The sequence below is a fragment of the Acidobacteriota bacterium genome (assembly GCA_018001935.1).
Lineage (GTDB): Bacteria > Acidobacteriota > JAAYUB01 > JAAYUB01 > JAAYUB01 > JAGNHB01.
Genome location: JAGNHB010000001.1, coordinates 245,790 through 259,249, shown reverse-complemented (window position 1 = coordinate 259,249; position 13,460 = coordinate 245,790). Strand labels below are relative to the sequence as shown.

The 13,460-nt window shown below is 67.5% G+C and carries 8 protein-coding genes; 5 read left to right on the top strand and 3 right to left on the bottom strand.

What is annotated here, in order from left to right:
• Positions 1–319 precede the first annotated feature (319 nt).
• From KA419_01000 to KA419_00990, 3 genes are all read left to right on the top strand, one after another.
• The gene (locus KA419_01000; protein ID MBP7864497.1) at positions 320–949 is read left to right on the top strand and encodes a hypothetical protein; all 630 of its coding nucleotides are present in this window, start codon (positions 320–322) and stop codon (positions 947–949) included.
• 169 nt (positions 950–1,118) lie between these two features.
• Positions 1,119–1,586 carry a hypothetical protein gene (locus tag KA419_00995; GenBank protein ID MBP7864496.1) on the top strand — a complete coding sequence of 156 codons (468 nt, stop codon included), beginning with the start codon at positions 1,119–1,121 and terminating at the stop codon, positions 1,584–1,586.
• Between the two features lie 38 nt (positions 1,587–1,624).
• Positions 1,625–4,300, top strand: coding sequence for a fibronectin type III domain-containing protein (locus tag KA419_00990; GenBank protein MBP7864495.1), 2,676 nt, complete (start codon positions 1,625–1,627; stop codon positions 4,298–4,300).
• 139 nt (positions 4,301–4,439) lie between these two features.
• Here KA419_00990 and KA419_00985 read toward each other — a convergent pair whose 3' ends face one another.
• The 3 genes from KA419_00985 to KA419_00975 all read right to left on the bottom strand — a co-directional run bounded on the left by KA419_00985 (position 4,440) and on the right by KA419_00975 (position 9,736).
• Positions 4,440–6,674 (bottom strand): FG-GAP repeat protein, encoded by a 2,235-nt coding sequence (locus tag KA419_00985; GenBank protein ID MBP7864494.1) that lies wholly within the window; start codon positions 6,672–6,674, stop codon positions 4,440–4,442.
• A 19-nt stretch (positions 6,675–6,693) separates the two neighbouring features.
• Complete coding sequence (locus tag KA419_00980) at positions 6,694–8,766, bottom strand: FG-GAP repeat protein (GenBank protein MBP7864493.1); 2,073 nt, start codon at positions 8,764–8,766, stop codon at positions 6,694–6,696.
• Between the two features lie 457 nt (positions 8,767–9,223).
• On the bottom strand, positions 9,224–9,736 hold the full coding sequence (locus KA419_00975; GenBank protein ID MBP7864492.1) for a hypothetical protein: 513 nt from the start codon (positions 9,734–9,736) through the stop codon (positions 9,224–9,226).
• Between the two features lie 415 nt (positions 9,737–10,151).
• Here KA419_00975 and KA419_00970 point away from each other — a divergent pair, with 415 nt between their 5' ends.
• Together KA419_00970 and KA419_00965 are read left to right on the top strand one after the other, a co-directional pair.
• On the top strand, positions 10,152–10,718 hold the full coding sequence (locus KA419_00970; GenBank protein ID MBP7864491.1) for a hypothetical protein: 567 nt from the start codon (positions 10,152–10,154) through the stop codon (positions 10,716–10,718).
• A 221-nt stretch (positions 10,719–10,939) separates the two neighbouring features.
• Positions 10,940–13,450, top strand: coding sequence for a serine/threonine protein kinase (locus KA419_00965; GenBank protein ID MBP7864490.1), 2,511 nt, complete (start codon positions 10,940–10,942; stop codon positions 13,448–13,450).
• The last annotated feature ends 10 nt before the right edge of the window (positions 13,451–13,460 follow it).

Genomic DNA, 13,460 nt, shown 5'->3' with positions numbered 1-13,460 from the left:
GGTGGGGGGGACGGGGCTTGGGGTGGGGTTTGTGGTCCGCGTCGGGACGACGCGTACGAACTTCCTGGTTCGCACGCGCCGTCCCGGCGCGGGGGTGGGGGGGCGAGGCTTGGGGTGGGGTTTGTGTGTCCGCGTCGGGACGACGCGTAGGAACCTCTTGGTCCGCGTCGGGACGACGCGTACGAACTTCGTTTAAGGGCGCCGGCGGTCTGGAAATCCTCCGGGTGCTTCTGGGAATTGTCCTGTTTTTTCAGGCAAACCCCACGGGAGAATGAAGGCGGGAAATTGGGAAACCCCGATCTCTTCAACGGAGGCGAAGATGCACAAATCTCTTTTTTTCTTTGTGTTGTTCAGCGCCAGTTTCGGCGCGGGCGCGGCGGCCGATTATTTCGTTTCCCCGACCGGAAGCGACACGAACCCCGGCACGGCGCCGGCCCAGGCCTGGCGGACGGGTTTCGGCGGCCAGGACCTCCACTCCTTCCCCGCCACGGCCGCCCAGCTTTTCGGGGACGGGCTCACCCCGAAACCCGGGAGCCCGGCCATCGACGCCGGGTTCGTCCTTCCGGACGTGCCCGCCGACATCCTGGGGGCCTGCCGCCCCATGGGCACCTCCACCGACATCGGCGCCCGGGAGTTTTACCAAACCCCTTTCGCCCGCTTCAGCGGGGACAACGTCACGGATCTCCTCTGGCGTGAGGCCGCCTCCGGCAACACCGTGATCTGGGCCCTGGGCGACGGCCTGTCGGTCGCCGGAGGGGCTTTCCTCGCCCAGGTCGCCCCCGAGTGGGGGATCGCGGCCACCGCCGATTTCGACCGGAACGGCATCACGGACCTGCTCTGGCGCAACGCGGCCACGGGCGACAATGCCGTCTGGTTCCTCGACGGGTTCACGGTCCGGGGCACGGCGGTCCTGCCACCCGTCCCCGTGAACTGGCGAATCTGCAACTGACGAATTCTCCGTCTGACAAGGAGGGAACGCGATGCGCCGATTCACGCCTGCCCCGATATGGCTGCTTTTCCCGATCAAAGGCCCCGCCGGGGCGCCTCGCGGGCCGGGGCGTTCCCCATCGTCGCCCACCCCGCCCACGCCCAGTTCGGCCTGGACCGCGGTCACATCGGTGCCGGCGCCGTCCTCCGCCTCCCTTCTCTTCGGCGTTTCCGCTAGGGACACCACCGTTGCGTGCGCCACCCCCTACCGGTACCGGGTGCTTCGGCAGGAAAGCGGGGCGGAACCCTCGGAACCGGTCACCGCTCAGACCGCGCCCGCGGCGGTGGACTCCGTCTCCGCAACCGTCGCCGGCATCGGGTGGTCCCGCCTGCGGTGGAACTACCCGGGTTGCACCTGCGGGACACGCTCCGGGGTCTTGCGGATCGAACGCCGGCTCGTCGGCCTGATCGCCTGGGAGTTCGTGAAGACCGTTCCCGTCAGTGCGACCGCGGCCGCATACGAGACCACCGTGCCGGTCCCGAGCTGCGAATCGATACAATTCCGCATCCGGGCCGAACTGAACCTCGGGGGAACCACCCAGGCAGGAGCCTGGGGTTACAGCCTGGCTCATTCCACGTTCTGCGGGCCCGGGATGTGACCGTCCGCCCTCCCGGCCCCGCCATACAGGAGGTCGTTATGAGAATCAAATTCAGCGTATTTTTTGTTGGCTTTGCGCTTTACTTCTCGTTCTTCCCCTCGCTGTGCATTCAAGCCGCAAATCCATCGGCTCACAAGCCCCCCATACCGGCCGCCGTGGCCGCCCAGGGGGCACACCCGGACGCCTGGCGGGCCGGGGACACTCACAGCCACACGTGGGAACCGCAAAAGTTCAACCTCGACGGCCTGGACCCGATGCGCATCATCGCGGGGCTGGGCCCCTCCATCGATGTCGCTCCCTTCGACTACGACTGGAGTGTCAGCGCCATGGACCAGATGTTCCGGACCTACGCCGCGTGCGGTTTCGCGTGGGCGGCCATCACCGAGCACTCCTACATGGACATCGACGACACCCGGATCGGCGTGAACCGGACGGATTTCGGGCGGGAGTACGACTGGATCCAGGGGACATGGAACGCGGCCTTCAACGGGGTTTTCATCGGCATCCCCGGGGTGGAGATGACCACCCTGGAGTACGACGGGGACGGTCTGCTGGATTGCCAATACCCCTTCCCCCCTTCCTATCCCCTTGACGACCCGGACTATCTTTACTGTGATCTGATCAGCGGCCGGACTCACTCCAATCTGCTTTTCAAGTCCTGGAACTGGGTGGACAACTTCACGGCGGTCGACCTCGCCCTGGAAAAGACCTGGGACGACGGCGGCTTTCCCATCATCGCCCATCCCGGGCACCACGATATGGGGAACGGGACCGGGGAGTACGACGAGAACGACCTCGACCTGCACTCCGACGCGCATATCGCATGGACGATGCGGGGAAAGGCCTTCGGGGTCGAGGCCCAGAACGGCAGAACGCAGGACGCCAAGGACGACGAGCACCACCGCCGCTGGGTGTCCTTCCTCCGCCGCGGCTGCCGTGCTTTCCCGATATCGGCCTCCGACCTTCACTTAGACCTGCACCCTCTGTCGGAACTGGGAAGGGTCGCCACCGTGGTCTATTCCGATGAACTGACCCTCCCCGGCATTGTGAACGCCCTGAGGGCCGGTTGCCTTTATGCCTCGAGCGGCGGGCCGGGAATCGCGCTCTGGGTTCGCAAGCCCGACGCCGACTGCTGGTTCGGCAACCCCGGCGAGGTCGGCCGGTGGCAGTGGATGGGCTCCGACGGCCTCGACCTCCGCCCGAGACGCGGCGGGCCTCTCGAAACCCTGGTCTCGTACAACGTTCCGGGGGGCAAGTACCGGGTGACCCTCTACCGGGGGCGGACGGAAGCCGGCATCGACGAGCCGATTTTCACGTCAGCCGAGATCACGGGGCCGGCGTCGGGGGTCCTGACCTGGACCGTCCCCCACAATTACGACGACGGTTACCTGCGCGCCGAGGTGGTGCAGACCGATGTCGGCCAGGGCAACCGGGCGTTTTCCGCCCCGTGCTGGTTCGCCATCGACCGGCGGATCCCCGCCCGGATTTGCAACCTCCGGGCCACCGCCCTGGACGACACGCACGTCCGCTTGGCCTGGTCTGTGGAATCCGGCGGGATCCTGCCGGACAGTTTCCGGGTCCTTCACTCCACGACGGCGATCTCGCCCCCGACCTCGGATTACGGTTTCGACGACGAGGGTTGGCGACAGGCCTGCACCGTGAGCGCCGACCGCCGGTCGGTGGACCTGGCGGTCGCCGACCCCACCGCCGTGAACCGCTACGTGGTCAACGGCTATGTCGCGTGGGACGGTCACCCGGGACAGGGGTGGAACGGCTGCTACAGCGACCCGGCCGTCTTTCCCCCGACCCGGTTGGACAAGCCCCAGAACGTGTCGGTGCATGCCCAGTCCACGAGTGTCCTGAAGGTGGATTTCTTCCCCCCCGGCAACCAGTCGGTGTCGGGGTTCCAGCTGACCTGCGTCCCCGCCTCGGGGCTGGTCGCCTGGCTACCGGTCGAAAAGGGGCCCGAAGCCCGCTCGCACCTCTTCGGGAACCTGGACTGCAATCAGGTGTCCTACCGTGTCAGCGTCCGGGTGTTCCTGGACACGGGCGACCCCGCCCGGGGGAGGATCTTCTCCGACTGGGTGAGCGTCTCCGCCTCGACCGGGTGGTGCAAGCCCCGCGACCTCCAGGTGACCGCCGCGTACCCGAACGTGATCCACCTCAGGTGGACGGACCGCATCCTGCCCAAATCCGCCTACGTGATCGAACGCTTCCGTGCCGGGTCCGCGGCGCCGGAAGCGGTGCGCACCACGCCCACGGCCACCGGGGTGAACCTGCAGTATGACGTCGCCTTCATCGACGCGGCGCTCCAGTGCGGAACCCGCTACCTGTACCGCGTCCGGCGGGCCGGTGCCGGGGAGGCGGAGTTCACCGCCCCGACCCACGCGTGGACCCGCCCGGCCCTTGTAACAGGCTTGCAGGTTACGAACGCGGGGTTCGGCTGGGTGAGGCTGGAGTGGGATTACCCGGCGTGCGGGACCCCGAACGGCCGCTTCCGGCTCGAAAAAGCCCCGGTGGGTTCGCAGTCCTGGGAGTTCGCCACTTACATGCCCTTCTCGGGGCCCGGGGAGTTCTCGACCCTTCTCGGCGTCCCCGTCTGCAGCCGTCTCAAGTTCCGGGTCAGGGCCGAGATCTACGCCGACTCCGCGTACCTCGAGGGCGCGTGGACGGGCAGCGGCGACCACCAGGCCCTCTGCCTGCCGCACCCCTGAAACACCCGGGAACACCGAGGAGGATCCCATCCTGAGAGAGCAGACTCCCATTCGATCCGTCCTGTATCGACTGTTCACGCTGCTCATTCCGGGTGCCGGCGTGAGTATTACGTAGGCTTGCCTTTCCCGTCGCCATGGCTCACTCGACGAGGTCCCAGGGTTGCGGGACCGGCTGGACCGGGGCGTCGCCGGTCACGGCCAGGCCGTCGAGGGCCCAGATCGCGTTCACGCCGCTCCCGGGTTGCCGCCACAGGAGGTCGGCGTCCCCGTCCCCGTCGAAATCCCCGACGGTCGCCAGGCGCCAGTCCGTCCCCACCGCGGGGAGGGCCGCGTCCCCCAGGACACTCACCCCGTCCAGGAACCAGACGCCGTTGGCGCCCGTAGGGGTGTGACGCCAGAGGATGTCCGGCTTGGCGTCCCCGTTGAAGTCGGCGGCCGCGGCCAGTTCCCAGGACGGGTCCACGGTCGGGAGCGCCTGGGCCTCGACGCGAAGGTCCTCCAGGAGGTACCACACGACGGCGTGCCCCGCCGAGAGGTGCCGCCAGACCAGGTCGTCGCGGCCGTCTCCGTTGACGTCGGCCGCCGCGGCCACGTCCCAGGCGGTCGACACCGTCATCATGGCCGCCTCGCCGGTCACGGCGTTCCCGTCCAGGTACCAGACGACGTTGTAACCCGCCGTGGCGTGCCGCCACAGGAGGTCGACATGCCCGTCGCCGTCGAAGTCCCCGGTCGCCGCCACCTTCCACGCCGGCGGCACGGCGGGAAAGGCCAGGGCCCCTTTCACGCCGGCGCCGTCCATCAGCCAGATGGAGTTGTCCCCGGTGACGGCGTTTCGCCAGAAGAGGTCGGCCTTGCCGTCCCCGTCGAAATCGCTCCCGGGGGTCGGCCAGGCCGTCCGGCTGGCCTGGGGGGTGTTTCCGTAGATGCCCAGGTTGACGCGGCCGCCGTTGCGGGGCGGTTCCTGGTCAAAAGCGTCCGCGGGGTTGCCCGCGTCCACGGCCGGGCTGGTGACGGCGTCCCACACCCAGCCGCCCGCCCCCCCCGACAGGGTCGGGTCGAAGCGTCCCCCCGCCGAGCGAAGGTGAAAGTCCTGCTGCAGCACGTCCGGGTCGGCGAAGAGCGGGTCCGCCGAGACGTTCCCGACCCCCGCCGCCGTCTCCTCTGAAAGCGTGTAGGTGATGGAGGTGAAGGCCGACCCCGCCAGCGCGTTGAAGTCGTCCCCGTTCCCCCAGCAGATGCAGTTGGTCACGTCCGCGAAGGACCCGTAGAACAGCCCGACCGCGTTCCCGCCCCGGTCGCCGGGGCCCTGGTTGTACGCCAGGGTGCAGTTGCGGAGGTGGGCGTACGAGCGCCCCGGCGTCCCGTCGTCCACCAGGATCCCCGCCATCCCCGCCTCCATCGACGCGTTGTGGCACACCAGGTCGTGGTCGAACCACGCCTCGCCCCCCTCGTCCACGAAGACCCCGCCCCCGCACGACGGCGCGTAGTTCGAACAGAACGTGTTCCCGTTAAAGTGCGCGGCGTCCGCGTAGGTGATCAGACCCCCGCCCCACCCGTAGGACTCCATCACCCGGTTGCCCTTCACCACGTTCCCCGTGAAGTAGTGAGTGTCCCCCGCCAGGCAGACCCCGCCCCCGTGGTCGTTGTACCCCCGGTTGTTCTCGATCCGGTTCCCTTCGATGTCGATGACCCCCGGGCCGTCGGCACTCTCCGCCCCGGCGTAAACCCCGCCTCCCCGGCCCGACCGGTTGTTGACGATGTCGTTTCTCAACAAGTGAAGCTGGTCGCCATGCAGGACGACCCCTCCGCCCCGGTTGTCCGAACTGCCGTCCTGCAGCCCGTTGTCCTCGATGAGGTTGTCCGAGACGGTCACATTTCGGGGGTAGGGCCAGCCGTTGTCCCCCACATCCACCCCGTGAGAGCCCCCGGTGATCCGGAACCCCGTCACCACCGCCCCGGAGAGGCTCTCCTCGTCGTTGTTCGTCACCTGGAGCGACACCCCCGCGTGGGACGCGTCCCCCGTGATCGTGCTCACGTTCGAGAACCGGTCCCAGGTGGTGAAATCCCCTCCCGGGCCATTCTGGTAGTCCGCCGCCGTCCCCCCGCGGAACCCGCCCCACAGAACGACGGCCTTGCTGGAAACCGCGACGTAACCGTAGTTCCCCGCCGCCACCTTCACGGTGTCGCCGGCCGCCGCCGCGTTAACCGCCGCCTGGATCGTCCGGTAAGGGTACCGCGCCGTCCCGTTGTACGTTCCCGTCCCGTTGTCGTCATCCACGTGCAGCGTGGCCGCCGGAACGCAACACAGGCCGGCTCCGAGAACGAGCGCAGCCGGCAACAACGCTTTCAATGGGCAGAAGTTGATTTTCAGCATGACATCCCTCCCGATCCCGTCAATTGGCAATGGCCCACGGAGCGGGGACCTGCTGGACACAGGCGTCGTCGATGACGGCGGTCCCGCTCATGAACCAGATCACGGTATCACCGGTGCTCCCGTTTCGCCAAAGGATATCGGTCTGTGAATCCCCGTCGAAGTCCCCGGTGGCGGCGATGTCCCAGGGAGCCGGCACGGCCTGCAGCAGGGCGGATCCCGTCACCGCAAGCCCGTCGAGGAACCAGACGACGTTGTTGCCGCTGGACGGGTGCCGCCAGAGCAGGTCCGGCACCCCGTCACCGTCGAAATCCGCCGCGGAGGTCAGCTCCCAGGCGGTGTCCACCGCCGGGAGCGCCGCACTCCCGGTGACCGCGGCGCCGTCCATGTACCATACGGCATTGCTTCCGTTCGAGGCATGGCGCCACAGGATGTCGCACTTCCCGTCCGCATCCAGGTCGGGGGCGGCCGCTACGCGCCACTCCACGGGGACTGACGAGACGGGCCGTGTCTCCCGGACCGCGGTCCCGTCCATGAACCAGACGGAGAGGTACCCCGCCCCGGAATGGCACCAGAGCAGGTCGGCGGCCCCGTCGCCGTCGAAATCGCCCGTCGCGGTGAGGAACCAGACCGGGTCGACCAGGGGAAGGGGCCTGGTGGAGGTGGGAGCGGCCCCGTTCATCATCCACACGACGGCGTCCCCGGTGGCGGTGTTCCGCCAGAGGATGTCGGTCCGCCCGTCCCGGTTGAAATCGCAAAGCGTGCGCAAGCTCCCGTGCTCGAAGGCCCCGATGTCGATCGCTCCGTCGACGGCCCGGGGTTGAGCGGTCCCCGGGGCCTGGGCGGAGGCGTCAGGGAGGAAGGCAGGCGGGAAGAGCGGGTTGGGGAAAGGGTACCCGGGAGGGCTCGCGGGGCTGGATGTGCCGTGGTCGAGCAGTGGACTTCCGCCCGCGGGGGACAGGTCGCCCCCGGCGAGATCGGCGAAACCGGGGTCAGCGCCGGTCAAGGTGCCGATCCACCCGGCGGGGATGGACGAGGACCCGGTCGGGACCCAGTTGCCGCTCCCGCCGATGGTGCGCTGCCCCGGCCGCCAGTCGATGTCCTGCTCGGTGAACACCGTCACCGGCCCGCCCCCCACGCGCCAGAACACGTTGTTGTGCATCTCCACGCTCTCGATGCCGTAGTGGATGCGGAACACGGCGCGCCCCCCGCACAGGATGGTGTTGTTGACGAAACGGAAGCGGCCGTACGAGTCCCCCGTGCCGTCGCCCCCCACCCGGGCCACGTACCAGTAGTCCGTGTAGCCCGAGGGGATCGTCTTCTTCCAGATCACGTTGCCCACCACGTCCGAATCCTCCCGGGCCACCGGCTCGTCGTACTCCTCGGAGCCGATCAGGTCCAGCTCGTGGTAGTAGCCCCCCTCGATCCAGTTGTAGTAGATCTCGTTCCGCTCCGCCCGCGACTTGACGCTGTTGCCGCCGTTCCCGTCGTGAACGTAGCAGTGCTGCATCCGGAAGACGCTCCCGGGGTGATAGCCCTCGTCGGTGGCGATGTAGATCTGGTGGTCCCCTTCCCCGCCCCCGCAGTGGTGCACCTCGCAGTATTCCATCCACAGGGAGCCCGAACCCCAGTCGGCGCCCAGGATCCCCTGCTTGGGGCAGTGGTGGACCAGGACGTCCCGGAGCACCAGGTCGTCGGCCTGGTGGAAGATGCCGCGCGACGTCCCGCCCGTGACCTCGAAGCCCTCGAAGACGTAGTGGTCCGCCCGGTCGTCGCCGGGCCCGAACCAGACCGTCATGAACTGCACCGTGTTGGTCCCGCCCGAGAGCACCGGCCGCCGCCCGTTCACCCGGACCCCCCGAATCGTGATGGGCTGGGCCGCGGTGCCCGGTTTCCGGAACACCACGCCTCCCGGGTAGGTGACGTCGCCGTCCACCTCCACCAGGTCCCCCGGCTGGAGCAGGTTCACCACCGCCTGCAGGGTCGTGTAGGTCCGCCCCGGCCCGACCGGGTAGGTGGCCGCCGAGGCCGCCGGGAACACCCCCGCAAGCATGGCCCATGAAAACAGACAGAACCAGCACTTCATCGTATGCATCTCCTCACCTCCTGCACGAATGAAAACCTCCGGAGACGCACGGGGAAGGCTCCTCGCACCGGGTGCCCCGCCCCTTTCGGTCTCCAGGGTCACCCTCATCTTCTCTTGTCGCTGTCCATCCGGAGCAGGAAAATTCACCGGTTGGGAGGAGAATCCACATGTCTTCCGTGCGGATCCGGCCTGAGATCACCATGGTTGGGAACCGGTTCGACCGGGCGAACCCAGCCGAGGAAGCAGAACGGCACAGGTGCCAGGTGCTATCTAACCCCAATAAAATCTGGGAGAGATAGCTACCAGGAGTGCAAGTCATGAACAATCAAGAGGACATAACGATGGGTCCGCCCCAGGCAGCGGGAGAGCGGCTTGACCGCTAGTGCATGGTCATCACGGCTTCGATATCCGGTTTCCACATGGCTACCTCCCCCTGAGGATCGTTCGGGGCCCCATGCACCTCCTGTCAAAAAATCCCGCGACGTATCCCCCGGAGAAAGTAAGTCTCCAGGGCACGAACCCCTTCCGCCACCCGGCCGCTCTCCCAGTGAACCAGGAGCAGCTCGTTCCGGGCAAGGAAGGTGGCGAAGTTCCGCGCGTCCCAGGCGTCGAGGGCGGGCTGGTCCGTCGGCTCGAAACCCAGGAGGGTGACGCCTTTCGTTTCCCGAAGACCGTAGACACCCATCCGCCCAACCCGGAAGGAAAACCCTCCCTTCACCGTCCACGGGGAGCCCTGGACCCTCAACCGCTGAACCTGTTCCTCCGGGACGGATGCCGCCTCGAGGAGTTCGACCCACGGCAGCGGCCGGACCAGGGGCGCCGGCACGCGCATCCGGGTCATCTCCCGGACGAAGCGGTCGGGATGGAAACCCCTTTCGCCGTGCGGGACGGGAGGGAACCCGACCTCGGCCATCTCCTGGTCAAAACGGTCCCGCCATTCGGCTGACACGACCTCGAACCGCCGCCACGCGCTTTCCACGATCCGGCCGTCCTCCCACCGGAACAGGGATGCCCCCCCCGGTCCCATCGGGCCGGTAGGGAAAACGGGTGCGCAAGGGTCGAAAAACGACCTCCCCGGCCCTCCAAAGGTCACCCGGTGCGACTCGGCCCGCGAATGAAATACTCTCTGGAGCACACTGTTCATGGACACCCCCCTGCAAATCGCCTTCGTGTTTCCGGCATCCCTCTATCCTCACTCTCATTGTAAGCGTGGCACCGGGGGGGGGAAGACCATGAGTTTTTAACGGTTTGCTTGGAAAAAACACCGCTTGCGATGCCCTCGCGGGGAAGGGCGTTTTCCGCTCGCTCCGGCGCCTTGTTCTGTATAATGGCTCCAACGGCACGAACGCGTCCCAGGGCCGGCATCAACGTGAGGCTGAAGAGGAGAACGCCTGATGGACCCCATTCTGGCCAACGCGGGCCTCCCCATGATTATCGTCCAGCTGCCGCTGATGGTCTGCGCCCTGATCCCCGTCATCGTCCTGGAGGCGTTGCTGATACGCCGATGGGTCAAGCTGTCGTACCGTGACGCCTTCATCGGCATCGCCCGTGCAAACCTCGCCTCGACCTTCGTCGGAGTGCTTCTCGCTTGGGTTTTCGCCCTCTTCTTCGGCTGGGTAGGGCAATCCCTGCTTTCGGCCCTGGAAGACCGTCTTCGCATTTCCCCCTTCAGCGCTACGACGAAGGCCATCGAGTTCGTCCTGCAAGCAGCCTGGCTCATCCCGAGGTCAGGGGCTCACGCGGACTGGGTGATCGTCCCGGCCGCCGCGGCCATCCTGCTCGTTCCCTGCTTTTACGTCTCCCTCTGGATCGAGCGGAAGGAGTGCCTGAAGGCCTGGCCCGGCGCCGACCCCGCGGTGGTCATCAAAGGCGTCTACCGGGTCAACGTCGTCTCCTACGGCGCCCTTTTCCTGCTGGCTTGCGCTTACATGATTGTCCATCTGATCTGGAAAGGAAGGTAGGCGCTTCAGCGGCTGCGTTCTTGCCCACCTTTCGTCGGTTCCAGTTTCCTTCCCAGACAACGTTGACGCCATCGCAAAACGTCTCGAGAAGGAGATATCCCGCGAATAACGCCAAAATGCGCGAATTTATAACACCAATAAATTCTTTGCGTTAAATGAATCCTCCGTCCGGCCCCCGGGTTTGTGTTGACAACTCTTTCCCGTCCGTTTATGTTCCTCCCATGACATCGGATCAATCGACCCCCGAACTGCCGTCAACCCTGCAACCCGGCGCCCGCATCGGCCGGTACACCCTGGTCCGCCAAATCGGGCAGGGCGGGATGGGGGCGGTCTACCTCGCGGAACAGGCTGAGCCCATCCGGCGGGAAGTGGCCCTCAAAGTGATCCGCCCGAACATCGAGCAGTCCCAGTTCGCCCAGCGCTTCGAACTGGAGCGCCAGGCCCTCGCCCGCATGACTCACCCGGGGATCGCCCGCGTCTTCGACGCCGGGGCCGGCGACAACGGCCTTCCCTACTTCGTCATGGAGTACTTCCCCGGGTCGCCGATCACCGACTACTGCGACGAGCGGAGGCTCCCCGTGGCCGAGCGCCTCAAACTGCTCGACTCCGTCTGCCAGGCCGTCCAGCATGCCCACGACAAGGGCATCCTCCACCGGGACCTCAAGCCCTCCAACCTCCTGGTCGCGGACCTGGACGGTCAACCGGTGGTCAAGGTGATCGACTTCGGCCTCGCCCGGCTGCTGGAACGCCCCTCTTCCGAAGGTTTGACGGAGAGTGACGCCCTCCTCGGCACCCCCGCCTACCTGAGCCCGGAACAGATCCGGTCGGGGTCTTCCGCCGTGGACGTCCGGTCGGACGTCTACTCGCTGGGGGTCGTCCTGTACCAGCTTCTGACGGGCTTCCTCCCGACCGGTGCCGAGGCTTGCAACAACCTGATGAACCTCCTGAGCACCCTCGAGGACGAACCGATACCGCCCGGCACGCGGGTGGCGCTGGCCCCGGACCTTGCCGGGATCGCTGCAGCCCGCGCCGCAAGCGGAAGGGAACTGGTCCGGGCCCTCCACGGAGAGCTGGACTGGATCGCCCTGAAGGCTGTCGCCAAGGACCCCGGGCGACGGTATGCCTCGATGCGGGAACTGGCCGCGGACCTGCGGCGGTTCCTGGACCATCGGCCCGTCCTCGCCGGCCCTGCGGGACGGCTGTACCGGACACGGAAACTCATCCGGCGCCACCGCCTGGGGTTCCTGGCGACGACGCTGGCCCTGCTGGCCGTCCTGGCCGGTATCGGCGGGCTCGCCGTCGGTCTGACGCAGGCCCGGCAGGCCGAGCGCACCGCCCTCGGGGAAGCCGAGAAAGCCCGGGCCATCAACGCTTTCCTCGAAGAGATGCTGTCTTCGGCGGACCCGGCCAAGCAGGGGCGCGACGTCAAGGTGGCCGATGTGCTGGACCGGGCCGCCGCCCGACTGGACCACGACCTCGCCGACCAGCCGGAGGTGGCGGCCGCCCTTCATTTCACACTGGGCCGGACGTACCAGGGGTTGGGACGCCTGGCCGAAGCCGACCGGCAGCTGTCCGTGGCGCTCGACCTGACCCGGCGCACCCTGGGGGAGGAGTCCCCGGAAGCCCTCGACCGCATGCGGGAGCTGGCCTGGAACCGGGCCAAACTGGGACGGCTCGTCGAGGCAGCGGCGCTGGACGAGAAGGTGATCCGAATCGCCCGGGCGAGGCTGGGCCCCGAGCACCCCCTCGTGGTCCGCAGCCTGGGCGAGCTCGCCACGTTCTACCACCGGCAGGAAGACACGCGGCAGGCGGAGGTGACGTACCGGGAGGCGCTCCGCCTGGCGGAGAAGGTCCTGGGCCCCGATGTCACGGAAACGGGGCGCATCCTGACCAACCTGGCCGGACTCCTGGTGGATATGAACCGGCCCGGGGAGGCCGAACCACTCATCCGGCGCGCCATTGCCATCCAGGAACGGACCCGGGGGGCGGAGCACCCCCTTACGCTCCTCGCGATGCGTCGCCTGGCGGAGATCCTGGAGGCCCGGAAGAACACCGCCGCGGCGGAATCGGCCTACCGCTCCCTCCTGGACGTCACCCGGCGGGTGATGGGCCCCCGGCACCAGGACACACTCAGCCTCCAGGCCCGGCTTGCCCAACTCATCAACGTGCCCGGCCGGGAAGCCGAGACCGAAACGGTGATCCGGGAGGTGCTCTCCGCTCGCCGTCAGGCCCTGGGGGAGACCCATGTGCACACCTTCCTGAGCTACGAGGACCTGGGGAACTTCCTGCTCAAGGCAAACCGGGTCCCCGAAGCCGCGGGACTCCTGGCACCGGTCGTGGTGAGCGCCCGCGCGGAACTGGGCGAGGACAACCGCTTCGCGGTGCGGTTGACGCTCTCCCTCGCACAGGCTCGATTGCGCCTGAAGCAGCCCGCCGAGGCCGAGCGCCTTGCCCGTCGCCTTCTCCTTCTGAAGGAACAGGGGCGGTGGCCAACCCAGGTCGAGCTGTGGAAAGCCTGCTCCCTCCTGGGTGAAGGGCTTCTTCTCCAGGGCCGCCAGGCCGAAGCCGAAATCACGCTGCGCCAGGCCTTGAAAGCGGAAGGCCGGAGCGGGGGGAAGGACTCGGCGGTTCTGGCATCGCTCCGGAAGCTGGCGGCCGCCAACCCGGACCGCCCCGCGATCGATGCCGTACTTCGGAGCTTGGGGGGTGCCGCCACCCCGGCCGCACCCTGAGAGCCTTTCC